At 43.4% G+C, this 26903-nt stretch carries 24 protein-coding genes and 1 riboswitch; of the genes, 2 read left to right on the top strand and 22 right to left on the bottom strand.

All coding sequences use genetic code 11. The features are described 5' to 3' along the window. Positions 1–31 precede the first annotated feature (31 nt). A complete protein-coding gene (locus tag MHI20_RS11865; RefSeq protein ID WP_007497873.1) occupies positions 32–1150 on the bottom strand; it encodes a sugar ABC transporter substrate-binding protein in 1119 nt (372 codons plus the stop codon). 173 nt (positions 1151–1323) lie between these two features. Beyond that, a riboswitch (SAM riboswitch) is annotated at positions 1324–1433 on the bottom strand. 117 nt (positions 1434–1550) lie between these two features. Next, positions 1551–2978, bottom strand: coding sequence for a DUF1565 domain-containing protein (locus MHI20_RS11870; protein ID WP_212359567.1), 1428 nt, complete (start codon positions 2976–2978; stop codon positions 1551–1553). Positions 2979–3337: 359 nt separating this feature from the next. Between MHI20_RS11870 and MHI20_RS11875 the strand changes: the two genes are divergently transcribed. Beyond that, a complete protein-coding gene (locus tag MHI20_RS11875) occupies positions 3338–4429 on the top strand; it encodes a branched-chain amino acid aminotransferase (protein WP_008345553.1) in 1092 nt (363 codons plus the stop codon). Positions 4430–4753: 324 nt separating this feature from the next. On the opposite strand, the gene MHI20_RS11880 is transcribed toward MHI20_RS11875, so the two are convergent. The 13 genes from MHI20_RS11880 to sigY all read right to left on the bottom strand — a co-directional run bounded on the left by MHI20_RS11880 (position 4754) and on the right by sigY (position 16029). Next, positions 4754–5152, bottom strand: a complete 399-nt coding sequence (locus tag MHI20_RS11880; protein ID WP_100324630.1) for a hypothetical protein — start codon at positions 5150–5152, stop codon at positions 4754–4756. Positions 5153–5269: 117 nt separating this feature from the next. Beyond that, positions 5270–6598 carry a 6-phospho-beta-glucosidase gene (locus MHI20_RS11885; RefSeq protein WP_007497885.1) on the bottom strand — a complete coding sequence of 443 codons (1329 nt, stop codon included), beginning with the start codon at positions 6596–6598 and terminating at the stop codon, positions 5270–5272. Then, entirely contained in the window at positions 6595–6921 is a 327-nt protein-coding gene (locus tag MHI20_RS11890; protein WP_008345561.1) for a PTS lactose/cellobiose transporter subunit IIA, read from the bottom strand. Before MHI20_RS11890 ends, MHI20_RS11885 begins: the two co-directional genes overlap by 4 nt. A gap of 26 nt (positions 6922–6947) precedes the next feature. Continuing rightward, positions 6948–8297, bottom strand: coding sequence for a PTS cellobiose transporter subunit IIC (gene celB, locus MHI20_RS11895; RefSeq protein ID WP_007497888.1), 1350 nt, complete (start codon positions 8295–8297; stop codon positions 6948–6950). 14 nt (positions 8298–8311) lie between these two features. Then, positions 8312–8617 carry a PTS sugar transporter subunit IIB gene (locus MHI20_RS11900; protein ID WP_007497889.1) on the bottom strand — a complete coding sequence of 102 codons (306 nt, stop codon included), beginning with the start codon at positions 8615–8617 and terminating at the stop codon, positions 8312–8314. Positions 8618–8738: 121 nt separating this feature from the next. Beyond that, a complete protein-coding gene (locus tag MHI20_RS11905) occupies positions 8739–10682 on the bottom strand; it encodes a BglG family transcription antiterminator (RefSeq protein WP_100324629.1) in 1944 nt (647 codons plus the stop codon). Positions 10683–10924: 242 nt separating this feature from the next. Then, a complete protein-coding gene (locus MHI20_RS11910) occupies positions 10925–11539 on the bottom strand; it encodes a class F sortase (protein WP_340938597.1) in 615 nt (204 codons plus the stop codon). 69 nt (positions 11540–11608) lie between these two features. Beyond that, positions 11609–12991: a hypothetical protein gene (locus tag MHI20_RS11915; protein ID WP_019743488.1), complete on the bottom strand. Its 1383-nt coding sequence runs from the start codon at positions 12989–12991 to the stop codon at positions 11609–11611. A 111-nt stretch (positions 12992–13102) separates the two neighbouring features. After that, positions 13103–13216 (bottom strand): hypothetical protein, encoded by a 114-nt coding sequence (locus MHI20_RS11920; RefSeq protein ID WP_008345567.1) that lies wholly within the window; start codon positions 13214–13216, stop codon positions 13103–13105. A gap of 83 nt (positions 13217–13299) precedes the next feature. Beyond that, positions 13300–14670, bottom strand: a complete 1371-nt coding sequence (gene gdhA, locus MHI20_RS11925; protein ID WP_008345568.1) for an NADP-specific glutamate dehydrogenase — start codon at positions 14668–14670, stop codon at positions 13300–13302. A gap of 308 nt (positions 14671–14978) precedes the next feature. Continuing rightward, positions 14979–15191 carry a hypothetical protein gene (locus tag MHI20_RS11930; protein WP_008345569.1) on the bottom strand — a complete coding sequence of 71 codons (213 nt, stop codon included), beginning with the start codon at positions 15189–15191 and terminating at the stop codon, positions 14979–14981. Further along, complete coding sequence (locus tag MHI20_RS11935) at positions 15188–15499, bottom strand: YxlC family protein (protein WP_045033786.1); 312 nt, start codon at positions 15497–15499, stop codon at positions 15188–15190. Before MHI20_RS11935 ends, MHI20_RS11930 begins: the two co-directional genes overlap by 4 nt. After that, on the bottom strand, positions 15499–16029 hold the full coding sequence (gene sigY, locus MHI20_RS11940) for an RNA polymerase sigma factor SigY (protein WP_340938603.1): 531 nt from the start codon (positions 16027–16029) through the stop codon (positions 15499–15501). The genes MHI20_RS11935 and sigY overlap by 1 nt, the downstream gene beginning before the upstream one ends. A 488-nt stretch (positions 16030–16517) precedes the next feature. On the opposite strand from sigY, the gene MHI20_RS11945 reads away from it, so the two are divergent. Next, positions 16518–17549, top strand: coding sequence for a pectate lyase family protein (locus MHI20_RS11945; protein WP_008345573.1), 1032 nt, complete (start codon positions 16518–16520; stop codon positions 17547–17549). A gap of 57 nt (positions 17550–17606) precedes the next feature. On the opposite strand, the gene cydC is transcribed toward MHI20_RS11945, so the two are convergent. From cydC to MHI20_RS11980, 7 genes are all read right to left on the bottom strand, one after another. Beyond that, on the bottom strand, positions 17607–19343 hold the full coding sequence (cydC, locus tag MHI20_RS11950; protein ID WP_282917104.1) for a thiol reductant ABC exporter subunit CydC: 1737 nt from the start codon (positions 19341–19343) through the stop codon (positions 17607–17609). Then, complete coding sequence (cydD, locus tag MHI20_RS11955; protein ID WP_282917105.1) at positions 19333–21069, bottom strand: thiol reductant ABC exporter subunit CydD; 1737 nt, start codon at positions 21067–21069, stop codon at positions 19333–19335. Before cydD ends, cydC begins: the two co-directional genes overlap by 11 nt. Beyond that, positions 21069–22085, bottom strand: coding sequence for a cytochrome d ubiquinol oxidase subunit II (cydB, locus tag MHI20_RS11960; RefSeq protein ID WP_024719518.1), 1017 nt, complete (start codon positions 22083–22085; stop codon positions 21069–21071). Before cydB ends, cydD begins: the two co-directional genes overlap by 1 nt. Beyond that, entirely contained in the window at positions 22072–23487 is a 1416-nt protein-coding gene (locus MHI20_RS11965) for a cytochrome ubiquinol oxidase subunit I (RefSeq protein ID WP_058213460.1), read from the bottom strand. Before MHI20_RS11965 ends, cydB begins: the two co-directional genes overlap by 14 nt. A 329-nt stretch (positions 23488–23816) precedes the next feature. Continuing rightward, positions 23817–24938, bottom strand: a complete 1122-nt coding sequence (isdG, locus tag MHI20_RS11970) for a heme oxygenase (protein ID WP_116306471.1) — start codon at positions 24936–24938, stop codon at positions 23817–23819. Between the two features lies 1 nt (position 24939). Continuing rightward, positions 24940–25953: a FecCD family ABC transporter permease gene (locus MHI20_RS11975; RefSeq protein ID WP_340938612.1), complete on the bottom strand. Its 1014-nt coding sequence runs from the start codon at positions 25951–25953 to the stop codon at positions 24940–24942. Next, positions 25950–26888, bottom strand: a complete 939-nt coding sequence (locus MHI20_RS11980; RefSeq protein ID WP_340938615.1) for an ABC transporter substrate-binding protein — start codon at positions 26886–26888, stop codon at positions 25950–25952. The genes MHI20_RS11975 and MHI20_RS11980 overlap by 4 nt, the downstream gene beginning before the upstream one ends. Between the last annotated feature and the right edge of the window lie 15 nt (positions 26889–26903).

The following is a 26903-nucleotide window of genomic DNA, read 5'->3' on the forward strand; positions in this document are numbered from 1 at the left end:
ACACCCTCTATGAAAAGAGAGTGCACGTTGTTTATTTTGCATAATGCTTCTTCAAGGTCTTCATCCAGTCTTCTTCAAAAGCAGTCGATGATCCGAATCCTTTTACTTCATCTGCAAGATTGACCATATTGATGGCCTTTCCTGCATCCTGAAGCTGCTTTTGTGAAATGAGAGAGGCCTCAAGGTCATAGGAAGATGGCGTTTTCTCGCCAGCTAGTTTCTTCGCAAGAATCCTTACGTCGATTGCGCCAATGAGCTTCGGATCGACAGCGGCAGTGTACTTCCAAGGACTGTCTTTCGCAGTCATTTCTTGCAGATCGGCATTAGACACATCAATACCGTAAATCTTCACTTCGGTTCTCCCTGCTTCTTTTAAAGCTCTTGCGGCACCAATCGCAAATGCATCCCACGTGGCAAAAATCGCATCCAGTTTACCCTTTGGATATTTATTTAGCATAGCCGCAACCGCATTTTGTGTTTGAACTGATGTATCAGAGGCCGCAACGCCAAATCGGTCAAGTTCCTTGATTCCTGTATGCTGTTTGAGCGTTTCTTGGTACACCTTGTTTCGTCTCACCATTGGAGGGAATCCGTCTACCCAAAGATACGCAATATTTGCTTTCCCTTTAAAATCAGCCACGAGTGCATCTAATGATTTTTTCGCTAATTGCTCGTCATCTTGAGACGTCACTGTGACCCCTTTGATGTCCTTCAGCTTCGGATTTGAATCAAACGCCACAACTGGAATGCCTTTCGCTGTGATCTTCTTCACATCAGCGACTGTCGCCTCATCATCCCCATGAGAGATGATAAAGCCATCATAGTTTTCTTCTAGTGCTTGAGAAATAGCATCATGAAACTTCGCCGTATCACCATTTGCCGTGTAGACATCTACTGTAAAGCCTAGCGCTTCACCTTCTGCCTTCGTTCCTGCTAAAAACTGAGCAGTATGATCGTCCCCGCCAATTTTACGGATGACTTTAATTTTTGCTCCCTGTCCTTTTGCAAATCGCTTCGGGACATTGTCAAAGGAGACCTTTTCGTTTGCATTAGCCTTTGAGCCTGCGCTTGATCCCGTACCGCAACCAGATAATAGCACGGTCAGGACCGTCAATAATACAAGAGATGATGTCCAATATTTACGTTTCATTGCTGTTCCTCCTCAAGTTGTTTTATTTTTCACATCGGAAAACTAGGTAAAGAAGTGGAAATATGCCTGTGAACCCAGTCTTTTGATTCTAAAAAAAGAGATCAAAAAAAGCCTCTCTTGATAAAGAGAGGCTTGATCACCGTTGCATGAAACATGTATCGGGAAGTCTTCCTCTCTTATCTGTCAAAGCTGTAACAGCTTTGCAGGAATTAGCACCAATTTCTTAAATAGAAACGGTTGCTGGGCGTCATAGGGCCAGTCCCTCTGCCTCTCTTGATAAGAGATCCGTTATGAAATTTGTTTTAGTTGAAATGTCTTCTTTACTTTAATGTGATGTCTCATCAATGTCAATGACTTTTTTGAAAATTTCTAAAATGATCATTTGCACCGAATACCTTGTTTAACTGCCGATGATTTTCTTAGCAGGTGATGATGCCTTAAGACGGAAATCATATTTTTTCTCATTCACAAATTGGGGATTAAGGTGTGCTGATCCTTTATCTTGACCGCTTTTCGAGCGATACGTTTTGTAGCCTTCCAGCCATTTCCCGCGCCATACCCATTGTGAGGCTTTTGCACCTTTGCGGTCATCGTAGACATTCTTTTGGAATGTATTCTTCTTGTTCACTTCGTAGAGATTCACGACTAAGTAATGCGAAGCACTGGCTGTCATGATATTATTCGTGATTCGATTGTTCACCGATTGATATTGCATGAGCAATTGACCGCCTTCTAAGCCGGCTGTGTCATTTTTGTACAAAATGTTATGGGAGATGGTCGTGTTTGTGGTTCCGCCCCGCTTCTTGTCATAGCCGCCAATGGAGATGCCTGTATAACGATTTAAATATACTTGATTGTGCTCAATGCGAATGCGTTCGGCCATCTTCCCTTTATGTTCACTTGTGACCTCAATCCCAAGGTCATTATGATGGCTGATGTTATGATCAATCACGATGTCTTTCCCGCCATCCACATAGATTCCTCCTGCGGAGATGTCCTTGCCGTACGCTGGATTCCCAACACTCGTAATCTCATAAACTTTGTTTCTAGATACGACACCATTTCGCACTTGATCATACTTTTTAGAAGGTGCGACATTCTCAAAACCAATTAAATCAATCCCGATATTGTCCGTATGCCGGACTGTATTATGTGTCACGCGGAATTTTTTCACGTTTCCGTTTAGCACAAGGGCTTCACTAAAACCTAGCTTTAACTTTTCCACAGTGTTTCCTTTGATTTCGATGTCTTCAATGGCTGCAGGTGCTTTCGTTCCATAGACCGCAATGCCATGAGCATTCCCATTTTGATGTGTCGTCTGAATGTCGTACACACGGTTGTTAAGCAGTTTGACGCCTTTGCCGCTGCCTGTGATGAATATACCGATGGGTGTCACATCTTCTTGATTCGTTTTAATATGACCGACTGTCAAACCTTTCAGGGTGATATAGCTTTTTTGATCAATCTTCACGAGACCTCCGTCTGCTTGATTTCCTTTAAGAGATGCTCCGCTAATGACAGGCTTCTCTTTTCCATACGCTTGAAAAACAACTGGTGCTTTCTTTGTTCCAGAATGGCGGACAATCAATCTCTCTTTGTATGTACCGCCTCTCATATAAACTGTTGTCCCAGCTTTCGCGATACTTGCCGCTTTTTTCAGCGTACGGAAAGGCTTTTGCTTTGTCCCTGGATGTTTGTCGTTCCCATTTGCTGCGACGTAATAGGCAGTACCTTGCTTCGCACCAGCCTCCTCCGTCATCGCTTGACAGCCAAAACTAATGACGGTCATCAATAAAATCAATAAGGCGCCTGATATCATTCGTTTCATCTCGTTGTTTGCTCCCTTCCACTCTCTTCTACCTTTATCGGTTAAAAAAAAGAGGATTAAAATATGGCAATGCCCCTTGCAATGTACTAGTCAAAAGGTGTATGGTTGAAAGAATATCTTACAGGAAAACAAATCGCTTTTAAATTGTCAGATTAATCAGTTAATAATGAAATTGGATTTTATTTCTAAGGGGAAACTTCAGTAAAACCACGACAGAGAGGAGGAAAGCGCTTTAACAGATTTTTCTTGTCTGAATTCCAGAAAACCTATTGCTAATATTTTGTGAAGGTATAGAATAGAATCATAATTATTTCATATTATTAGAATTTTCAAATAATCAAACAGCAAGGAGATTTACGATGCCAAAACAACCCATCCGCGTTGAACTTAGTTCAACAAAAAAACCAAAACCTCAATCTGATCAACTTGAATTCGGAAAAATCTTCACAGACCACATGTTTGTGATGGATTATTCAATTGATAAAGGCTGGTATGATCCGAGAATTATCCCTTATCAGGCGATTCCAATGGATCCAGCTTCTATGGTTTATCATTATGGCCAATCTGTTTTTGAAGGCTTGAAGGCGTATGTGTCTGAGGATCAAAAGATTCTCTTATTCCGTCCCGAAAAAAATATGGAACGCTTAAACAGATCAAATGACCGCCTATGTATCCCGCAAATTGATACAGAAACGGTTTTAGAAGGCTTAAATGAACTCATTCGCATTGATAAGGATTGGGTACCTGATGCAGAGGGCACTTCTTTGTATATTCGTCCATTCATTATTTCTACTGAGCCCTATTTAGGTGTTGCACCGTCAAGCACCTATAAGCTGATCATCATTTTATCTCCAGTAGGTTCTTATTATAAAGAAGGCATTCATCCGGTCAAAATTGCGGTGGAAAACGAATTTGTCCGCGCTGTTAAAGGCGGAACAGGAAATGCCAAAACAGCTGGAAACTATGCATCAAGCCTGAAAGCACAGCAAGTTGCTGAAACGAAAGGATTTTCACAAGTCCTGTGGCTTGATGGCATCGAGAAAAAGTATATTGAAGAAGTCGGTAGTATGAATATCTTCTTTAAAATCAACGGAGAAATCGTGACGCCTGAACTGAACGGCAGCATTTTAGAAGGGATCACACGGAATTCTGTGCTTGAGCTGTTAAAGCATTGGGAAATCCCTGTGACAGAACGTAAAATTTCAATTGATGAGTTAATCGAAGCACATCAGTCAGGTGAACTTGAAGAAATCTTCGGGACAGGAACGGCAGCCGTCATTTCTCCTGTCGGTGAATTAATTTATCACGATCAGCCATACGTCATTCAAAATGGTCAAACAGGCGAAGTATCGAAGAAATTGTACGAAGCGATTACTGGAATCCAAAAAGGAACTCAGCCAGATATCTTCGGCTGGACAGTAGAAGTCGATTCGGTCGTCAAGCAGGCATAAGCAAGCGAAAGAACCTTTCATTTGATGAAGGGTTCTTTTTTTGTTTCTTTATCTCCTTCGCTACCTCATAATGGAAAATATGGATCTATTCCACGCTTAAGGAGTGATGATATGTTTTTTACTTATTTACTAGCGTTCTTTGGGATTTGCATCGGATCGATCATCATCGCTACAGGTTTCGATGATTCACCGTTCTTCACCCGTTTTCTATTTAAGTTTCTCGGAATTTCTATCCTTGTTCTTTCCATTACTTTTGTAAAAGTGAGGCGAAAGAGGTTACGCAATAAAAAGGCGAAAAAGACTTAGATGTCAGTCAGCCTCTCATCAAATCGTGCACCAAAACAAGACCGATATCCCCACAATGACCCCTGCATATATCCACTGTTTCCCTTTGATACTCCGCTTTCTCTCGATCAGTAAAAAGATCTCTGGTAAAAAGACGATGATGATTTCTAGGATAAAAACAAGATGATAAACTGGCGGCATCGGCTGGAAATCAAAGTCTCTTTCATCTCCACCGATGGTTGCGAAATACATTAACAGATTGGTTACTGGAATAGTAAAACAAACGAGCAGGCGGAGAACATACATCCACACATCCTGTCTATGCCGAATCAGGCCAATAAATGAAGCGATGATTCCATACAAAAACAAAACCACTGTGCCGTAACTAAGTAGAGGTTGAACGATAAAGCCGTAAAGCATTAAACCAATTGCCACCATATTCTAACCGTCCTTTCTTTGAAGCAGTACATGTTGTTTTTTCTATCATACACTGCTTTCTCCGGTTTCCATATGAAAAAATCATAAAAAACGACCCCATAAAGGGGCCATTTTATTTTACGCATTTACTGATTTGAAGAACTGCGGTAAATATTCACGGTGCGCTTCAAGCATTTCATCTAAGATTTGCTTTGCAATTTCGTCAGATGGAACGAGTGGATTGATGGTCATGGCGACAAGAGCCGTCTCGTAATCTCCTGTCACAGCTGCTTCAGCTGCCACACGCTCGAAGGACTTGATTTGTTGAACGAGTCCTCTCACAGCCACAGGCAGATCACCTGTCGCGATTGGTTTCGGTCCGTCCTTTGTAATAATACAGTTCACTTCAACCGCTGATTCGGCCGGAATGCTGGCAATTGCTCCTCTGTTCACTGTATTTACCGGTTGAATGTCATGTTTATCATTATAGATGGAGCTGATCAAATTACATGCTGCATCGCTGTAATAAGCCCCGCCTCTTTTTTCGAGCTGCGGCGGTTTAATCGATAAATCTGGGTCTTTATATAACTCAAATAGTTCATGCTCGACTTGCTGCACAACCTCTGCTCTTGTTCCTTTTTCTTGAGCCGCTTTTTGTTCTTCCTCCAGCATATCTTTCGTTTTATAGTAATAACGATGATACGGACATGGAATGACCCCTAAGCCTTTGACGAAAGAAGGCTCCCAGTTTTTCGCTTCAATATTCCTCATGGACCACTGGCTATTTGGATTTCCTAACTCATCGAGCACTTGATCCATAATGCTGACCCCGTCTAAATACACATCTAAGCCATAGACCATGTGATTGAGGCCTGCAAATTGTACTTCAATGCGTTCGACATCGACATCCAGCGCTTTTGCAATGCCCATTTTGATTCCAATCGGCACATTGCATAGACCGACCACTTTTTTCAGATTCGTGTAGCGTAACACCGCCTCTGTGACCATGCCAGCTGGATTTGTAAAGTTCACCAGCCAGGCATCTGGGCAAAGCTCTTCCATATCCTTCACGATGTCTAGAATGACTGGAATGGTGCGTAGACCTTTAAATAACCCGCCTGGACCATTCGTTTCCTGTCCAATGACGCCATATTTAAGCGGGATTCTTTCATCCTTGGCTCTGGCTTCGAGCAGTCCTACACGAAATTGTGTCGTGACAAAGTCCGCATCTTTCAGAGCTGCCCGGCGGTCAAGAGTGAGGTGCACTTCAATCGGCAAACCTGCTTTTTCGACCATACGTTTTGCAAGGGCACCTACGATGTTCAACTTTTCCTGACCCGCTTCAATATCCACAAGCCATAATTCCTTTACAGGCAATTCTTGATATCGTTTAATAAACCCTTCGACGAGCTCAGGCGTATAGCTTGATCCACCGCCTATTGTGACAATTTTGATTCCGTCTTTCATGAATTGACACCTCCGAATTGCTTCATTTTTTCATGAAGCTCAATGATTTCAGCTGCAAGCTCCTTGACGGTCATTGCGTTCATCAGATGATCCTGTGCATGAATCATCAAGAGACTGACGTCGGTTTTCTCTCCTCTGATTTCTCCTTGGATCAGCTCTGTCTGTGCGTGATGCGCCTCATTTAACGCGTCTTGTGCTTCCTGCAATTTTTGCTTCGCCTCATCAAAATTGCCTTGCTTTGCACATGTAATGGCCTCCATGGCCGAGCTTCTGCCATTACCACCGTGCAAGATGAGTTGAAACACAATTTGTTCCATTTCCATCGGCCGCATCCCCCTTGTTCCCTCTATTACATGCTGACGACATTTTCATCTGTTGATGCTTTTGCTTCAAGCTCATTTTCTTCTTTCAATTTCTGCTTATCCCACATTCTAAAGAATGGATAGTATAGCGCAAATGACAAGGCAAGGTTAATCAGCTGCATGACCGCACCAGAGATTTTCCCGCCTGTTGCGAGATAGCCTGAAATGATTGGCGGCATTGTCCACGGGACAGCGATCCCTGCCGGTTTTGCTACAAGTCCTGTGCTCATTCCGATATATGTGGTGATGATCATCATAATTGGGGTAAGGATAAACGGAATGAGAAGCATTGGGTTCATCACAATCGGCATTCCAAAAATGATCGGTTCGTTGATGTTAAAGATGGCTGGCCCAATCGCAAGACGGCCAAGCTGTTTCATTTGTTTACTTCTCGCACGCAAGATCATGGTCAGTACCAAAGCAAGCGTCGCGCCGCTTCCGCCGACATTGATAAAGATTTCAAAGAACTGCGCTGTGAAAATATTCGGCAGCACTTCTCCTGCTTGGAAGGCAAGACGGTTTTCATCCATCGCACCGAGCCAAATCGGACCCATGACTCCACCGACAATGGTGGCTCCGTGAATACCACATGCCCAGAGGAGCATTTGCACACCAATGGCAACGATACTTCCGCCTAAGCTTCCACCAAGAATGGATAGTGGTGTGCCGATTAAGACCGTGATGATATTATGAATACTCTCAAAAGGTGTCATCTCAATCAGAAGCCTAGCGACCCAGATCAGCGTGATGACCACAAAACCTGGAATAAGTGCGATAAACGATTTACTAACTGCTGGCGGTACACCATCAGGCATTTTGATGACGATATTCCGCTGTACAATAAAGCGGTAAATTTCGGTGGAAAGCATGGCAATAATCATGGCAACGAATAGCCCCTTACTGCCCATCAGTGTGACGGGAATACCGCCATTCACTAGGATAGCTTCTGTTGATCCTTCAGGTGTGAACGGTACTTGATAAGGTGTGGCTAGGAGGAAAGCTGCGACAGCAATTGCACCAGATGACAGTGCATCGACTGCATACTTTTCAGCTAACCTGTACGCGATCCCAAAGGTCGCAACAAGTGCCATAATGTCAAAGGTGGCATTCACAGGATAGGATAGTTTCGTGGCCCATTCGGCTCCGAAGACACTTGCCATAAAATCGCTGTATCCTGGAATCGGAAGGTTGGCTAAAATAAGAAACAGTGAACCGACGATAATGAGAGGCATGGTTAAAACGATTCCGTCACGCAATGCTTGTAAATGTCTTTGAGCGGCAATCTTTCCTGCAAACGGCATAACCTTCTCTTCTAGAAATCGGTTGAATCCATTCATCCCTTCCGCCCCCTTTATCCGTTCACTAACTGTTCAGCAGATTTTAAAACCTCAGCACCATTACATACGCCATAATGCACGGTATTAATCACGTCTACTGGAATTCCTTTGTCTTCTCCGAGTTTTTTCATTTGCGGTAATAAATAACGAACTTGAGGTCCTAATAAAAGCACATCGGCTTGATCAATATGATTTTTTGCAGCATCTCCAGATACTGCCCAAATACGATAGTCTTTTCCTTGTTCTTGTGCACTTTTCTCCATTTTTGTGACAAGTAAGCTTGTTGACATACCTGCTGCACAAACTAATAAAATGTTCATTGTAAACGCCCCCTTTTTGAAGTATGAAGCTTTTCTTTACACATTCATCATATTATGAAACCGCTTTCATAAACACCCATACTTTTTCCTTTAGGAAGCGGAAAAAGTTAATATCACACCATTAGTTCTTGTACGAAGGCGCTTTTTTATCCATGACATCCAGCATGTCTTCAAAGGTGTCACAGGTGATGAGGTGCTGAATAAATTTCACATGATGGACAAGCTCTCCAAGCAGACGGTACATGCCTTTTAAGTCTTTGGCATTCTCTTTTTCGACACAAAGCAAGCACACAAATTGAACTTTTTTCTCTCCCCAAATAATCGGTTTTTCTAATGTACAGATCGCCCAAAACGTCTCTTCTGTCAACGGGGTCATCGGATGCGGAATCGCTGTATAATGCCCAAATGAAGTCGGTGCAGACTCTTCTCTTTCCATCACAGATTGTGTAAGTTCTGCTGGCGCTAAGCCCATGTCAATGACCTTTTGCGTGAGAAAGTGTATGACCTCTTCCTTTGTTTGAAAGCCACGTTTTGTAAAGACCAATTCCTTTTTCATATATTGCGTAGCTAATGTCACTCTTGTTTCACTTGTCAAAGCATCTTCTATTTTTAAAAAATCACTGCCTCCTAAAATCGTGTTCACTTGAATGACCGGAATCGGTAAATCCATATGAATGGGAATGGTCGAAATAATTAAATCCAATGCATGTAAAGAGACATGCGGAAGGGAATAAAGCTCTGCTGTTCCTAAAATGGTCAGCTTCGACCCAAATTGTGACCGCAAACGATCTTGAAGTAGCCTTGCACTCCCAGCACCAGACGCACAGACAATCAGGCATCGCTTCGGTGGTATCTCCATTTTCCTGCGCTCTAAGGCCGCACCAAAATGAAGTGCCATATAGCCGATCTCATTTTCATGAATGGACAAACCTGTCTCTTCTTCAATGACCCTGCTCGCCACAATCCCTGCTTCAAAGGCAATTGGATAGCCCGCTTTGATCTCATCAAGCATTGGATTTCTTAAATTCATTCCATACTTACACCGATTGATCGCTGGCTTTAAGTGCAAACTGAGGCCAATCAGCAATTCCGCATCTCCCGCTAAATCCAGCTGCAATTTTTGATCAATGGCTTTCAGCATCAGCTGAACAAGACGACTCGTGTCATCATCCACAATTTGTTTTTGACCGCCCGTTGAAAAAGACTGTACCATTTTGGCTGTTCCTAGCAAATGAATGGCGATATAAACGATTTCCTCTTGTGGAAATGAGACATCTAGCAGCCCTTCAAGACGCTCAACCATTTTTTGGGCTACCTTGTATTCTTTTGCCCTTGGGATTTCGTTGATTTCTTCAGGCAGCACAGATACATAGTTTCCGTGTCTAATCCGTTTACAGGCAATAGCAATATGAACAATTAGATTATTCATGCAAATGTCTGATAGATTCATTTTTTCCTCGTTGATATAATCAATCATGGTTCTCTGAATCAATTCCAGCTCATGTTTTGGCAAAATCGTAACCGCCGTGTTCAGCATGGTTTGATAGGAACGCCGTTCATTGAATAAATATTCTGACATGCAATAACGGATTTTCATCTCAGATCCTTTGATCCGGCAGCCTTTATTCGGCTTTGCTTCCAGCTTCAGATCAAAGGGTTCGAGCTTACGTTTGACCCATTTCATGTCATTACTCATCGTCGATTTACTAATAAACAGCTGCTCCTGTAAGTCTTCCAGCTTCACATATGATTCCGCTAGAAGCAGCTTTTTCAAAATAAATCGAACTCGTTCTTCTGGAAGAATAGCAAGCGGTTCTTCCTGTTCGACTTCTTCCTTCATAAAACGGCGAAAGGCATTCTCATCGTTGATCAACAGCTCATAGCCAGCGCCTCTAACAGCTGATACAGCTGCTTGATAAGGGGCTAGACGCTCATTCAGTTCCTTGATGTCTGTTCGGATGGTGCGGCTCGTCACTTGTAAACTGACAGAAAGCGCAGCGCTCGTGAGAGGAGTCTCAGCTGCCATCAGCTGACTTAAAATGTGCGCCAGTCTTTTACTCAGCATTAGGTCGACCTCCTTCATTTAGGGTGGAGAATCTGCCTTGTTTGGACAGGTTGTATACGCTTATAGTTCTCTTCATTACTCATATTCTACTGAAAAGAAATAAAAATTGCCAACTCATTTATATGACAAACGCCCCTATTTATACAACCAACCATATCTAATGACCTATGAATCTTCTTCTAAGATGCTGTTGTGGAAATCATGAAAAAAAGGCGTTACACCTCCGTGTATCCGCCTTTTTCTTATGAGGAAATCAGTTGTGTAAAGACAACCAATCTTTTTTCATGTGTACCGGCTGCATGATCAAAAGTTCCCGTACATGTGATGAAATTGAGATTCCGTGTAAAGGCGTACCCGAAAAAAGCATTTGGTTTCTCTTCGCGCGGATAGCTTTTCACCTTGAGAACCTCAAAGGTTCGCTTTTCCCCTGACGAGGATGTCACAATGACTTTGTCTCCCTTTTTTAGCTCCTTTAGTCGATAAAAAACAGCTGGACCCCATTTATTATCAACATGACCATTTATGACAGCATTCCCTTTATCACCAGGCTTCGGACCATCTTCAAACCAAGCTGTGTGATCTGAATTTTGCGGAACACCCATACTGCCATCCTTTGATAAAGTCGTTTTCTCCACTTTTGCTTGGACATCAATCGCTGGAATGGAGATGTCAGCTGGCACAATACCCGATGGCTCATCTTTTAACGTGTCGTGTGAATGAGATGGATTCTTGGCTTGTTTTGCTGTCATTGGCTCAGAAGATGATGCAGTTTCAGAGGATGACTTTTCATCTATTGATTGGGATGCGCAGCCCGTGATGATGAAAAGCGTCAGAATACCAAACAGCCATCTTTTCACGCAAGTCGACCTCCTTTTGAAGAAAGGAACGGCACGATTGTGCACGTTCCCTCTTGTCTTGATGCCTGCTTAATTTGATGGTTTACGGCGAATGAGAAAGAACGCCCCCACTGCACCTCCGGCTAAGATGAGACTTGCCATCATCCCAGCAAATGCTTCATATGACATACCTAATGGACCAGCTGTGCCTCCCATACCTGTTTTCGGCATCTCATTTGGCATGTTGGATTTGAACATGTCAGGATGCTGATCGACAATAGCTGATGCGACATCTTGACCAACCATGAACATATGGCCGTATGCTTCTCTGACAGTCGGGTACAGCTGATCATATTCACCATGATGATAAGACGTGTACGTTTTGATGAGCTCATCAATATGGGTTTTCAACCCAGCTTCTAAGTCAGCCGCCTTCAATCGTCCATCTGTCGCTTGATCTAAAAATTTTGCTTGTTTCATACGGTAAGCATCTAAATCTTTGACAGCCTTTTCTTTTGCCTGCTCGTCTCCTGATGCATCCGCTTTAACATAATCAACTAAATATCCGATATGACTGGACCAGATCGTTTTAAATTGTTTTCCTGCATCTTTTCCATAAACAGAAGCGATCGCATCTGATAAATCATTTGTATTTTCATTTAAGGCTGCTGCCGCTTGGTCAAAGTCCTTGCTGCCATCATTCCCTTTTTGCATTGCCACTACCGCGAGTGCCAAATGCTCTGAGAACAAGTAGTTTAAATCCTCACGAAGATCTGCCGCTGGAGTATCGACTGATTTTTGATCAAATTTCCCAGGAAATTGATCTGTAATCGCCCATGATACACCTTTACCTACTTCAAACATATGATGAATGGATTTTCTGACCGTTTCATAGGTTGTATCAAAATCCTTTTCTGTGTAACTGTCAAAAGCTTTTAGCAGTTCATTGACGTGCATCTTTAACCCTTCTTCAAGTTCACTTGCTTTCAATCTTCCACCTGTTGCTTTATCAAGCATATCAGCTTGTTTCATGCGGTATTGATCAAGCTCTTTGACCGCTTTCTTTTTACCTGCTTCATCTTTTTTCGCTGTCGCTTGTACATAATCAACGAAGTAGCCGATATGGCTTGACCAAATCTCTTTGAATTGTTTCCCTGCTTTTTTTCCATACACAGAGGCGATCGCATCTGATAGATCATTCGTGTTTTCATTTAACGCTGCGGCTGCTTGATCAAAATCTTTACTGCCGTCAATTCCCTTTTGCATCGTGATCACTGCTAAATAAGCATGCTCTGAGAAGAGCTGATCAAGCGCTGCGCGAAGATCCGTTGCTTTATTTGACACCTCTTGTGATGATGACGACTTTTTTGCATCCCCATGCATATGTCCTTCGTGTGCACTTGCCATTTGAGCAGTTGGTAATAATAATGCTGCACTAAGCGGGATCGTTAAAAATGCTTTTTTCATTTTCATCTGTTTTGCCTCCTCTTTCCGTTTGTTATGTACTTAACGGAGAGAGAATTGATATGGATCATTCACACAGCATATTTTTTTGTTTCATGCATTTCATAAAAAAAAGCCGGATTACCCGGCTGATACGTTACGACTTTTGGATGCTTTTCGTTCTTTATATATTTTCCTCACCACTGGATAAATCACTGGTGCCCATTTGACAATTTGTTTCAGCCACTTTTTCATTTTCTCCCGCGCCTCCTTATTGTCATTCTTACAAGACGATTCCCGATCTTGTCATGAAATAAACAGGTGCGGGAGAGCAGGAGTTAAATGACGCCTTGTGCGATCATGGCATCTGCCACTTTGCGAAATCCTGCAATATTTGCGCCTACCATTAAGTTTCCAGCGTATCCGTATTCTTCAGCTGTCTCAGTACACTGACGATAAATCGACTGCATCATTTGTTTCAACTGACCATCTACTTCTTCAAAAGTCCAAGACATTCTCGCACTGTTTTGCGCCATTTCTAACGCCGAAACACCCACTCCCCCAGCATTTGCTGCTTTTGCTGGTGCAAACAAAATATCATGTTGTTCAAATACTTTGACGGCCTCAAGTGTGGACGGCATATTGGCCCCTTCTCCTACAGCGATGACACCGTTTGCCACTAGCTGCTGTGCTTGCGACTCTGAAATTTCATTTTGTGTCGCACATGGCAGCGCAATGTCACAAGGGAGAGACCAAATTTGTTCGCAATCTTCAATCAATTCAGCATGCGGGTGAATGTCTATGTAGGCACTAATTCGCTGGTTATCGACTTCCTTCAGCTGCTTCACTGTCTCAAGTGAAATGCCTTGAGGGTCGTAAATGGCTCCGCTTGAATCACTACAAGCCACAACCTTTCCGCCTAATTCCAATACTTTTTCCATCGCATAAATCGATACATTTCCTGACCCAGACACAACAACAGATCGTCCTTCAAATTGCATTCCGTGGGCTTTTAACATTTCTTCCATAAAGTACACCAGTCCATAGCCGGTCGCTTCTTTTCTTGCTAAACTGCCTCCGAAGCCAGGGCTCTTTCCTGTCAGGACACCTGCTTCATACGCACCACGCATTTTTTTGTACTGGCCGAACATATAGCCGATTTCGCGTGCGCCTACCCCAATATCTCCTGCCGGTACATCTTGATCAGGTCCAATATAACGACTGAGTTCACTCATAAAGCTTTGAACAAAACGCATGATTTCTCCATCAGATTTCCCTTTAGGGTCAAAATCTGATCCACCTTTTCCTCCGCCGATCGGCAAACCTGTCAGTGCGTTTTTAAAGATTTGTTCAAATCCTAAAAACTTGATGATGCTGGCATTGACCGATGGGTGGAAACGAATGCCCCCCTTATAAGGACCGATGGCACTATTAAATTGAACCCTGAATCCTCTGTTCACCTGTACTTTGCCTTCATCGTCTACCCACGGTACACGAAACATCACAAGCCGCTCAGGCTCAATTAAGCGTTCTAAGATCCCCTGTTTTTCATACTCTGGGTGTTTTGCAAAAACCGGGACGAGGGATTCCAGAATTTCTTTCACGGCTTGTTGGAATTCCGCCTCACCTGGATTCCGTTTTTCTACATCCTCTAGCACACGGTGGATGTAGCTTTGTGCTGTTTGTGCTGCTCGATCTAAGGTCAACATGTCTCATCTGCCTCCTTGTCAATATCTCACTCTTTGGTTGTTAGATTTTCTAACGCATATTGAGATTAATTTAACACCATTTGTAAAAACTGATCAATATTGATAACAGATGAAAACGATGCCGAAATGAGATAGATCAAGCAGAATCACCTTCCGTCATGAAAATGACCCGCTTAAAGAATGACTATCGTGCTAGAAATGACGAACTGGACGTTCAACATCCCGCTTTCTTTGACACATTCATGAAACTTTCATTTTTTCTAGATGATGATCATTCAAAAAAAAGGTCAAAAGTTTTACAACGTCTTTCAATCTTTCCTGAGCTTTTCTCCTCTTTTACGATCAGGTAAGACAACACACAGCCAATATAAAATAGAAGAAGATGGAAAGTTGATTAATCCAATGATGCCCCAGAACCATTTATAACGCCCTCTTTTCTTGGCATCCATAAATAAGAGAAATCCCTGTGCAAACAGTAACGGTAATGCGCACAATAAGATGATCATTTCCGTCTGACTCATAAGGAGGACCCTCCTTTAATATGTTGGTATTCCTTGATGCCGACAACCACACAGAGTGGCACGCTCACCACTTGGAGAAGAATGAAGATGATGGGCAAATGAGTAATGGCAGCTGCAAAAAGTGTCATGATGGTCAGACTGACGATGATGTACGCCAGCACTTCTTGTTTAAAACGTTTTTTCTCTTTTTCCTTTGCCTGCTTTAGCATCAACATCAAAGCTTGTTCACTCGGCTTTTCTACTTCGATTTGTTCATCGAGCTCCTGCAGCCCCTCTTTTAAACGATCGGCGAAACGATCTTCTTTCATCAGTCCCACTCCTTTCGAATTTTCTTGATCCCATGATGAACCCTCGATTTCACCGTACCTTCTCTCACTCCGAGCATCGAAGCGATTTCAGGGTAAGTAAAGCCATAATAGTAATGGAGAAGGATCGGTGCTCTCTCCTGAGCCTTTAACTCATTTAGAGCATCCCACATGTCATGCCAAGTATGGCCTTTTTGCTGAACATCCCATTTGAACCGGCGGATGGCTTCTTGATTCGCCTTTCCTTCTCTCGTTTGTTCACGTTTTCTTTTCTTTTGATGATCTAAAAATTGTCTAGATGCAATGGACATGAGCCATGTTGAAAATAATGAATCTCCTCTAAAAGAAGAAAGTTTCATGTACGCTTTGAGCATCGTTTCTTGCATGATCTCCTCTGTCAGCTCTTGTTGAAGGGTTAATTTCATCAAATAACGGTAAAGAAACGAATAATGATGCCGATAAAGGGCGGTAAATGCGGTATCATCCCCCTGTTTTGCCCGCTTGATCCATAAAGTCTCCTCGGTCTGCTCCAAACACGTCCCTCCTTCCTTTCTATCTCTTATTGATTAGACGACACCGGTGATCGCATCGTTTAAAATAGACCTTCTTTTTTTAATTGGGGCCTTTTCTACCTGCTGTTTAGCGCATGGATCTATTTGATATCCAATTTTTTCTTATGTAATGATTATGACATGTCTTTGTCTCTAACAAAATGACGCTTTCGTAATCATCTTGATTTTCCTTGAAAAGAAGAACGTCCTTTTCATAATCACTAGGTTACCCCAATACCTATCGTCAATGATCCTTGTCTCATGTAGATAAATTGAAATAATCATTGCCTTAGTTTCCTTGAAAATCGTGGAATACTTCGTTCCAATTCTTAGCCGATGATACCTTTTTGCGTGCTATGCTCTTCCTACATTCCGAAAGAGGCGATGCTGGCGAAGGAAGGAGGAGCGGTTGAATCGCAGCTTATTTTGGAAACGTTTACATTAAAACAAAATAGAGAATGGAGATGTTCATGTTGAAGAAAAAAGTTCCAATGTTAGCTGGTGTGTTAGCGGTTGGTCTCGTGACTTCATTATTTGCGCCAAATGGGGAGGCAAAAGCAGCAACGAAATATCCAGAAAGCCCTTCGATTATGGCCAATTTTAATCAGCAAGGATTCTCCACATTAAATGGCGGTACAACAGGCGGTGAAGGCGGTAAAACGGTGACGGTGAAAACGGGAAATGAACTATTAGCTGCCCTCAAAAGCAAAGGAACAAATGAAAAATTGAAAATCGTGGTAGACGGAACGATTACTCCTTCTAATACATCAGCCAATAAAATTGATGTGAAAGATACAAACAATGTCTCCATCGTCGGTAAAGGGACAAACGGCGAATTTAATGGGATTGGTATTAAAGTATGGCGTGCCAATAACGTCATCATCCGCAACCTCAAAATCCATCACAGCAAAATCGGTGATAAAGATGCCATCGGAATCGAAGGTGGCTCTAAAAACGTATGGGTCGACCATAATGAACTCTACAACACTTTGAACTCTGGGAAAGATGACTATGATGGGTTATTCGATGTGAAAAATGACTCCGATTACATTACGTTCTCATGGAACTATGTCCATGACAGCTGGAAAACAATGCTGATGGGCAGCTCCGATAACGATAACTACAACAGAAAAATCACATTCCACAACAACCGCTTTGAAAACTTGAATTCTCGTGTACCGTCTATGCGTTACGGAGAAGGTCATGTGTATAACAACTACTACAAAGGCATCCATACAACTGCGATTAACTCTCGTATGGGCGCAAAAATGAGAATTGAGCACAACGTATTTGAGAATACAAACAATGCCATTGGCAGCTGGGACAGCCGTCAAGTCGGTACATGGCATGTCATCAACAACTCATATATTAACAGCACAGGTAGCCTGCCAACGTCTTCAACAGGTACGTACAACCCTCCTTATAACTACTCTTTGCTTAACGTGAACAATGTGAAATCAGAAGTTGTATCAAATGCGGGTGTAGGAAAAGTAAATCCTTAAACTCAAAAAAACGTTCGGGCAGAAATCTTCTGTCCGAACGTTCTTGTCATACATTTTTTACACGTTCGAAAATGGACGATCCATTTCATACAGCTTTTGATAACGCACATTTTCTTTCAGCAAATCATGATGGTGCCCTTCCATCTCAATACGTCCACCTTCAATAAACATCATACGGTCACATGCCTCACAGCCAGTGAGATGATGGGTGATCCAAATGACTGTTTTTCCTTTTAACACACGGAAGATTGTTTCAAGCAATTCACGCTCTGTGCGTGGATCAAGCCCGACGGTTGGCTCATCTAATACAACAATCGGTGTGTTTTGCAGCAAAATCCGTGCTAGAGCCATACGCTGTCTTTCTCCACCAGAGAAACGAACCCCTGTCTCTTGTACACCTGTGTGATAACCTTCTGGCAAAGACTCAATGTAATCGTGCAGCTGCACTTGCCGCGCGGCTTCTTTTACTTGCTCTTCTGTCGCTTCTGGAGAACCTAAGCGAATGTTGTTTAAAACAGACGTATCGAATAAATAGGGCTGTTGATTGAGCACAGACACATAAGAGGATATCTCCTCTTGAATGCTTTGTACCGGTTTCCCCTGAATGCTGACAACCCCTTGATTTGGCACGACTGCCCCTTCTAACAATTTTAAAATGGTCGATTTGCCTGCACCGCTTTTTCCTAAAAGAGCGAGCGATTCACCTTGCTTCATGGAAAACGAAAAATGCTTTAGTACATGTTGATCTACTTCATATCCGAAGGTGACTTGATCAAAACAGACCGCTTCAACGCCATCAGAGACGGGTGTCTCGTCTGCTGCCTTCCTCTCCACTAATCCTTCGTACGACTGCTTTTCATAATGATTTAATCTGCTGACGGCATGCTGATAAACAGGAATATCGCCTGCTGCATCTGACAGCGGAAGAAAGGCTTCTGTTAATGGAAACAGCACAAGCACAAAGGCTGCGATGAGCGTGTGTGGCATAGAACCAGCCTGAACGACTGAGCCGCTCCAATACACGACAAGGACGACTGCTCCTCCAATGACTAGCTGTGCTAAAAATTGGCGCAGACGGATAAACCGGTGCTTTGCCGCTTCGAGTGCTAATAGCTTTGCTTCTTTTCGTTCATAGCCCTCAACAAAATCGTTCTGTCTGCCGCTAAACAACCAGTCACTCACGCCCATGACAGCATCTGTTAAATGGCTGTACAGTTCGTTTCTGCCTTTCTTCATTTGAATTTGTCGCGCCCGGTTCACTAGTACTGTGATGTATGGGAATACAAATACGAGCAGCGCCATATAAAGCAGCATCAACCCGGCAAAAGGCCATGAGAAAAGCCCAAGTGCTCCAATCGAAGCGGCATATAAAAGCAGCGCACCGATGGATGGAAAGATTGTTTTTAAATACGCATCCTGTAATCTCTCCACATCTTCTGATAACAGCCCAAGCATTTCACCTGTTCCAAGCTTAGTCAGTTTGGCACTTCGTTCAGCCATATCATAAAGACGTACCCGCATTTTTTCAATCATCGTCAAAATGAGCTGATGACTCGCCAGTCTCTCTGCATAACGAGCCGCTGAGCGTGAAATACCAAAGGTACGTACTGCCACGATTGGGACATAGACCATCAAGATATTCTCAGGTCTTGTGGCAGCTTTTGAAATGAGGAACCCTGACGTATACATGAGCATAGAAGCAGAAAACACCGCAATCGCCCCTAAAAAAAGCACCAAGGCAAACAGCTTTTGATTCTCCTTGATATAAGGTATAAACCAGCCTTTACTGACCATGTGTGACCGCCCCCATTTGTTCCTGTACCAATTGATAGTACACACCTTTTCTTTCCATTAATGATTCATGAGTCCCCATCTCTGCAATTGTCCCATGATCCATCACAATGATTTCATCCATATCTGTCATCCAATGAAGTCTGTGTGTGGCTAAAAACACAAGTTTATTTTCAAACAATGGAAGCATTGTTTTCTTCAATTCATACTCTGTCTCAATATCCAGATGAGCCGTTGGTTCATCTAACAGCATAATGGATCGCTGGCCGAGCACTGTACGAGCGAGGGCAATCCGCTGCGCTTGTCCACCGCTCAGTCCTCTGCCCTGTTCGCCAATGACCTCATCCAGTCCATTGGGGAGATCAGCTACGAGCTGAGACAAACCTGCCTCTTGCACCGCTCTTTCGACGTCTTCATCTGTTGCATTTGGTTCATAAAAACGAATGTTTTCTCTCAGTGTCATGTGAAATAAATAAGGATGCTGCGGCATATAAACAACTTCTTTTTGCCATGCCGCCAGCTGTAAATGAGCAAGCGGCTTTCCGTTTAGGATCATTTCACCTGCAGACGGTTCAACAAAACCGCCGAGAACATCCGTTAACGTCGATTTCCCCGAACCACTGGCACCGATGATCCCAATCTTTTTCTTTCCTTTCACAGTGAGGTCCACATCCTGAATCGAATAAGGAGCATGTTCATCATGCAACACACTGACATCTTGCAGTGTGAGCTCAGATTGCTCATTCCACTCGTTCAGCTGCACGGATTGTGTCTCCTGCTCTCGGAAGCCCTTTTCCTCTAAAATCACTTGAATCGCCTCATTCGCTTCTTTACCGTTTAACGTCGCATGATAATCATTTCCCACTTCACGGACTGGCAAGAAATATTCTGGCGCAAGCATCAGTGCGGTCAAAGCGGGCAATAACAAAAGATCTCCTTCAATTAAGCGCAAGCCGAGAAATACAGCGACAGTCGCAATAGACAGCATAGAAAAGAAATCGAGAGCAAAAGATGAAAGAAAGGCGACTTTCAGTGTGCTCATCGTCGCCTTTCGATAACGCTTTGAGACCTCTCCAATATTGCGAGAATGCTTTTTGCTAATCCCTAAGTAGCGAAGCGTTTCAAGGCCACGGAGAGAATCAGTAAAATGATTGGATAATTTCTCATACGATCTCCATTGTTTGGCCGCTTTACGCTGAGCGACAAGTCCTAGCAAAATCATAAAAACAATTAAAATCGGCAGCGTGACAATGAGAATGACAGCAGATGTTTCATCTAATGTCCAAACATAGACAAGCACCATCACCGGAATAACTGCCATGTTCACCATTTTCGGCAAAAACAGCTGTAAATACTGACGATATTGGGCAATGCCCTCCATCGCCAATGTCACAAGCTTTCCTGTTCCTTTTTTCTTCGTGAAAGCTGGCCCTAAACGGAACAGCTGGTCCAACAGCTGCTTTCTCACGTCTGCTCCAATTCGGGAAGAATAGGTGAACATGACCTTCTCCCGCATCAAGGTGAGGCCGTGCCGCACCAGAAAGGCAGCAAGAAACAGCAAGACATAAGGTGTTGCCTGCATGAGGCTCTTCCCGTCAAACAGCGTTGTTATGGCATGTGCCAGCCACTGTGCTTGAAAAATAATACTTGCTCCTTGGATGATTGACACAATACCTAAGAGGGCAAGAAGCCCCCTCATTCCTTTTAGTTGAAGCAAACGTTTATCCATTAGTAGGTCATTGGCTCCTTACCGCTTACACGTTTACGGAAGACATAGTAGCTCCAGATTTGATACCCAAGCACAAAAGGTAGCAAAGAAATGGCAACAATCGTCATGACCGTCAGTGAATAAGATCCTGATGCAGCGTTTTGAATGGTGAGGTCGAATGCATGGTTGATCGAACTAATCATGACACGCGGGAATAATGCTGTGAAAAGCATGGTCACCGTCACCATAATACCTGCACCTGTGAATAAAAATGTCCATCCATCACGCTCTTTTCTCATAAAGAATAGAGCCGCTACATAACAAACCACAATGAGTACAGTTAAAGGGATTGTGATGATCGGACGCACGGTATAAATGTCCGTTTCAAGAATAGACACACCAACAAATAGAACAAGAACTGGTAGTGCAATCAATAAAACACGCTGACCGAGCTTTCTTGCACGATTTCTTAAATCACCCTCAGTGCGGAGTGTGACGAAAATCAATCCATGCAGGAGGCAAAGCACCGTCACAGCTACCCCGCCGATCACTGAATAAAGATTGACGAAGTCTGTAAATCCAGCGTACATATTCATATCTTGATCAATTGGCATTCCTCGTAACATACTTGTGAATAGCACTCCGAGTAAAAATGGCGGAAGCAGACTGCCAAAAAAGATGATCCAGTCCCACGTTTTGATCCATGAAGCCTTCTCGACCTTCCCTCTAAATTCAAAGGCGACCCCCCGCCCAATGAGCGCTAATAGGAGAATCGTAAATGGAATATAGTATCCGCTGAACATCGTAGCGTACCAGTGAGGAAAAGCGGCGAAAATAGCCCCGCCAGCTGTAATCAGCCAGACCTCATTCGCATCCCAGAAAGGGCCAATCGTATTGATTAAAATGCGGCGCTCATGTGCATCTTTTCCAAGCAGTTGCATGGACATCCCGACACCAAAATCAAATCCTTCTAAGAAGAAAAATCCAACAAACAATACTGCGACAAGAATAAACCAAATCTCGTTAAGATATGCCATGATATGCGCCTCCATCAAATGGATCTGTAGACAGGTCCGTTTCATCCTTTTGATCTGTATTCTCTTCAGAATGTGCACCTTTTTTAATTTCTCGAATGAATAAGTAGGCGAGCACGATGGCAAGAATCAGATAAATGGTCGTAAAGCTAATGACTGAGAATAGCAACATGCCGTACGATACGTTTGGTGAAATGGATTGTGCGGTTGTCATCATACCAAAGACTGTCCACGGCTGACGCCCAATTTCCGTCATGATCCAGCCCGCTGAGTTTGCAATAAACGGGAACGCAATCATCCATACCATGAAGCGTAAATACCATTTGTTTGATTCTAGTTTTTTTCTAAAGCTCAAATACAAACCAATCATACTAGCAAAAATCATCAACATGCCGGCACCCACCATGATTCTAAAGCTCCAGAAGGTTGTTTTGACTGGAGGAATGTAATCTCCAGGACCAAACTTTGCTTCATATTCTTTTTGAAGGGTCAGCATGCCTGGCACATCTCCACTAAACTTCGAGTAAGCCAAGTAACTTAAAGCAAACGGAATATTGATCTCCGCAGAGTTTTCTTTTTTATCTGTGTCAATGTTGGCAAATAGTGTCCAAGCCGCTGGATCTCCACTATCCTTCCAAAGGGCTTCACTTGCTGCCATCTTCATCGGCTGTGATTCCATTAAGTGCTTCGCTTGATCATGTCCAGAGAACGCCACACCTAAGCCAGAAATGAAAGCAAGCACCATGGCAATCTGGAAAGATTTTTTGAAAAAGGTCACTTCTTGTTTTTTGATCATTTTATAGGCACTAACACCCGCGATAAAGAAAGCACCGGTTGCCAATGCACCAAACAGAACGTGCGGGAACTCTACCCAAAGTTGCGGATTTGTCACGAGCGCCCCAAAGTCATTCATTTCTGCACGGCCATTTTTAATCACAAATCCAACTGGCTCCTGCATAAATGAGTTGGCGAGTAAAATCCAAAACGCCGAAAAGATCGTACCAAGAGAAACGAGCCAAATACATAACAAATGAATTTTTTTCGGTAGACGGTCCCAGCCGAATATCCAAAGACCAATAAAGGTCGATTCAAGGAAAAAGGCCAATAGCGCTTCAATGGCAAGCGGTGCACCAAAGACATCACCGACAAACCTTGAATAATCTGACCAGTTCATCCCAAACTGGAATTCTTGCAGAATCCCTGTCACCACACCTACTGCAAAGTTAATTAAGAAAAGGTGACCCCAAAATTTTGCCATCTTTTTATAGATGTCTTTTTTCTTCACCACATAAAGGGTTTGCATCAATGCAACGATAAATACCAAACCTATAGACATAGGAACAAAAATAAAATGAAATAATGTCGTTGAGGCAAATTGAAATCTTGCTAAAAACAGCTCACTCACAGCCTTACATCCTCCCTTACTTTCGCATGCCGAATGATTCGAGATAATTATGCTCACTACTTCACAAAAAGTTCACTATTTGTTCAATGATTCACAAGTGAAAGTCCATTTGATATAGTTCACTCGGTGAAATTTTACTCTTGATTTTCATTCGGTTAGTTATTTATACCTGTACTTTACACCCATGTGCTTCAAAAATAAAGTAAATTTTACCTAAAATTTGGATAGGATTGTGTCAGTTGTTTGAATACTTTGTCAAAAATATGTGACGGAAAGAGACCATCACAAAAAAAATAGCGCTGCTTCTTCGCTGCAGCGCTTTTGAATATTTAGGCTTTTTTCTGTAAAGCGGGTCTTGTGACTTGCACTTCATAGTACGTAATTTTGTTTTTTAACAGGCCTTCAGGTTTCGCCTTTCCATGAGCGTGCGCATCACCAAATGCCTGAGATTTTGTCCAATTCACAAAGTCTTCTTTTCGATTCCAGCGGGTGTGAATGGTCACTTCATCGTAATCAGTTGTCTGCTGAGTGACCCATACTTCCATTCCTAAAAAGCCTTCCATAAATTCTACTTGTCCCTGCTTGTTAAACCGTTTAACAAGGTGGTCGGCACTGCCTTTTTCTACTCTTACTTGGTTGTTTACAATAATCATGTTTGGTTCATCTCCCTTTTGTTGTTGAATGGAGGCGATTGGGATAATGAGTGGATGCTCACCGTCTAAGTGAACCTCTGCCTGAATCCCAAAGACCTCCTTGAAAAAGTCTTCTGTTAACACTTCTTTTGGTGAGCCAATTTGATGCACCTGACCTCGCTTCATAGCAATGAGGCGGTCACAATATTTTGCGGCCTGCTGCAAGTCATGGAGAACCATTAAAATGGTGATGCCATGTGTTTGATTCAGCTGTTTGAGCAGCTCCAGTAATTCAAGCTGATGCGCAATGTCTAAATAAGTGGTTGGCTCATCCAGAATGATGGTTTCTGTCTTCTGAGCCAGTGCCATTGCAATATATGCCTTTTGTCTTTCTCCACCTGACAATGTATGAAGCATTCTGTTTTCATTGGTGCGGCTATTCGTCACATCAAGCGCCCACTCAATCGCTTCATGATCTGACGTACTGCTTTTTTTCCAGATGGAACGGTGCGGACTGCGTCCAAGTGCAACCAGCTCACGTACTGTCATCGATGGAATGGCGGTTCTTGTTTGCATGAGAACCGCCACCTCCTTGGCGATCTCCTGTGCCGTCATCTCTTTTTGCGGGATGTCGTGAATGTAAATCATGCCGCTTTCGATTGAGGTCAGTCGTGCGGCCGCTTTGATAAAAGTCGACTTACCTGACCCATTCGGGCCAATGATTCCGGTTACACTGCCTTTAGGAACAGCTGCTGAAATGGAAGACAGCCGAAAGCCGCCTTGACTGAGACTCACGTCATCCATTGCAATGACATCCATCTTAACCCCTCCCTTTCTTTTTTAATAAATAGAGGAAGAAAGGTGCACCGATGCAGGCAAGCAAAATCCCTACGGGCAATTCAACCGGTGTAAACCAGACCCGTGCTGCTGTATCGGCAAAGACCACAAGCACGCCCCCTCCAAGCATTGAAATCGGCAGCATATACCGGTAATCATCTCCGATTAAAAGACGGATAAAATGAGGCACCACAAGTCCGACAAATCCAATTAAACCGCCGACACTCACAGCCGCTCCAGCTAAAAGAGCCGCCAGCACAATAAGGAAAAATCGGGTCCTTTCTACTCGAAGGCCCAATAGCTGAGCCGATTCATCGCCAAGCAAAAGGAGATTGGACGGTTTAATGGCGAAAAGACAAAGACATAATCCAGCCAGCGCATATGGCGACACAAAGCTAAGATGATGCCAGCTCCGCCCGTTTAATCCCCCTGATAGAAAAGGCAAAACAGCCTGCACACGCTCACTGTAAAGCACCATAAACCCATTCATCACCGCACCAAGCAGGGCATTGACGGCAACACCTGCCAAGATCAATTTAAGCGGGGAAACCCCTTGATCAAATGACAGCATATACACGACAAGAGCTGCTAATAAGGCGCCCAGAAAAGCAGCTGCCGGAAGCAAATACGTGAACTGCGGGAGAACAATCATGCTGAGTACAGCAGCTAACCCGCCGCCCGCAGTCACACCAATGATCCCAGGGTCAGCAAGTGGATTTCGGACAACTCCTTGTAAAATCGCCCCTGATGCTGCGAGACAGGCCCCAACGAGAAAACCAATGAGCACACGCGGCAGCCGTAAATCCATGACAATTTTTTCATGAACAGGCAGACCTGATCCCGTGAAGACAGCCATTAAATCCGGCAGCGATAATTGGACAGAACCTACCGCAAGTCCTAGACAGACGCCCACACATAAAGAGAGAAACAATCCTGGTAACAGCCATTTTCGTCTTGACTGCCTTTTTTGAAAATCTAGTTCTGCATTCATCTTCATGATGACAATCGCTTCAATTTCTTCTCTAATTCATCGATCGCTCTAATGACTTCTGCGCCTGGATTTGTCCCAAATAGGTCACTTGGCAGAATCTCAACGTCTCCATTTTTGACAGCTGATACATCGTGCCACGCCGCATTTTGCTTCATTTCACTCATAAAGCCTGCTTTGACATCTTCAGGATTGCTGTGTGTCATCAGCAAAATGAGATCTGGATCGGCCTCGATTACCTTTTCTGCATTGATTTGTGCATATTGCGGAAACTTCTCGAGTGCTGGTTCATTTTCAGCAATATTCGCCCCACCAGCGATCCGCAGCAGATCACCGCTTAAAGATTGTGGAAGTGCCGCCATATATGTGCCGGGCGCACCATATACAACGAGTGTCTTTACTTTTTTCTCAGGCTGCTTCACTTGCTTGATCCGCTGATCGATTTGAGCATTGAGTGCTTTGGCCTTTTGCTGCTTTCCAAGTAAATCACCAAATAAAGTAACTTGACGCTGGATTTCCTTCACTGAGTTGGCACTTGTCAAAAGAAGCTGTGAACCAATTCCTTCTATAGTAGAGATATCCTTGCTGTTTAATGATTCATTCCCAAGCACCACATCGGGCTTTAAACTCGTGATCAGCTCGACATCAAATTGATGGGTTGTGCCAATTGATTGTACGGACTTTGCCTTTTGTAGATTGTCTGGCAATTCGGCAGTTGGCCGGCCGACCACCTGGCCACCTAAGGCATAAATGATGCTCATGTCGCCAGTTGACAACGAGACGATCCGTTCAGGTGATTCATGAAACGATAATGTTCTGCCGGCAAAATCCTGAATGTTGAGCGCACCTTGCTTGCTCCCATTCTCGACAGGCGCCGCCTGGCTGCATCCGCCGAGGAGAAGCACGACGACGAGTCCTGCCCAAATCACATGTAAACATTTCAACCGTCTGTCTCTCCT

It is taken from the genome of Bacillus sp. FSL K6-1106, assembly GCF_038005245.1.
Classification (GTDB): Bacteria; Bacillota; Bacilli; order Bacillales; family Bacillaceae; genus Bacillus; species Bacillus altitudinis.

What these genes read in the sequence shown, in the direction of transcription:
- MHI20_RS11875 (WP_008345553.1), top strand. Translation starts at nt 3,338, where the DNA reads ATGCCAAAACAACCCATCCGCGTTGAACTTAGTTCAACAAAAAAACCA.
- cydB (WP_024719518.1), bottom strand. Translation starts at nt 22,085, where the DNA reads ATGGCATATCTTAACGAGATTTGGTTTATTCTTGTCGCAGTATTGTTT.
- MHI20_RS11885 (WP_007497885.1), bottom strand. Translation starts at nt 6,598, where the DNA reads ATGAAAGACGGAATCAAAATTGTCACAATAGGCGGTGGATCAAGCTAT.
- MHI20_RS11870 (WP_212359567.1), bottom strand. Translation starts at nt 2,978, where the DNA reads ATGAAACGAATGATATCAGGCGCCTTATTGATTTTATTGATGACCGTC.
- isdG (WP_116306471.1), bottom strand. Translation starts at nt 24,938, where the DNA reads ATGGATGTCATTGCAATGGATGACGTGAGTCTCAGTCAAGGCGGCTTT.
- MHI20_RS11975 (WP_340938612.1), bottom strand. Translation starts at nt 25,953, where the DNA reads ATGAAGATGAATGCAGAACTAGATTTTCAAAAAAGGCAGTCAAGACGA.
- cydD (WP_282917105.1), bottom strand. Translation starts at nt 21,069, where the DNA reads ATGGATAAACGTTTGCTTCAACTAAAAGGAATGAGGGGGCTTCTTGCC.
- MHI20_RS11890 (WP_008345561.1), bottom strand. Translation starts at nt 6,921, where the DNA reads ATGGAAATGGAACAAATTGTGTTTCAACTCATCTTGCACGGTGGTAAT.
- MHI20_RS11915 (WP_019743488.1), bottom strand. Translation starts at nt 12,991, where the DNA reads ATGAAAATGAAAAAAGCATTTTTAACGATCCCGCTTAGTGCAGCATTA.
- MHI20_RS11880 (WP_100324630.1), bottom strand. Translation starts at nt 5,152, where the DNA reads ATGGTGGCAATTGGTTTAATGCTTTACGGCTTTATCGTTCAACCTCTA.
- MHI20_RS11900 (WP_007497889.1), bottom strand. Translation starts at nt 8,617, where the DNA reads ATGAACATTTTATTAGTTTGTGCAGCAGGTATGTCAACAAGCTTACTT.
- gdhA (WP_008345568.1), bottom strand. Translation starts at nt 14,670, where the DNA reads ATGTTGACCTTAGATCGAGCAGCACAAACAGCACAAAGCTACATCCAC.
- cydC (WP_282917104.1), bottom strand. Translation starts at nt 19,343, where the DNA reads ATGGTCAGTAAAGGCTGGTTTATACCTTATATCAAGGAGAATCAAAAG.
- MHI20_RS11935 (WP_045033786.1), bottom strand. Translation starts at nt 15,499, where the DNA reads ATGAAAGAAGATCGTTTCGCCGATCGTTTAAAAGAGGGGCTGCAGGAG.
- MHI20_RS11865 (WP_007497873.1), bottom strand. Translation starts at nt 1,150, where the DNA reads ATGAAACGTAAATATTGGACATCATCTCTTGTATTATTGACGGTCCTG.
- MHI20_RS11945 (WP_008345573.1), top strand. Translation starts at nt 16,518, where the DNA reads ATGTTGAAGAAAAAAGTTCCAATGTTAGCTGGTGTGTTAGCGGTTGGT.
- MHI20_RS11930 (WP_008345569.1), bottom strand. Translation starts at nt 15,191, where the DNA reads ATGAGTCAGACGGAAATGATCATCTTATTGTGCGCATTACCGTTACTG.
- celB (WP_007497888.1), bottom strand. Translation starts at nt 8,297, where the DNA reads ATGAATGGATTCAACCGATTTCTAGAAGAGAAGGTTATGCCGTTTGCA.
- MHI20_RS11920 (WP_008345567.1), bottom strand. Translation starts at nt 13,216, where the DNA reads ATGAAAAAGTGGCTGAAACAAATTGTCAAATGGGCACCAGTGATTTAT.
- MHI20_RS11905 (WP_100324629.1), bottom strand. Translation starts at nt 10,682, where the DNA reads ATGCTGAGTAAAAGACTGGCGCACATTTTAAGTCAGCTGATGGCAGCT.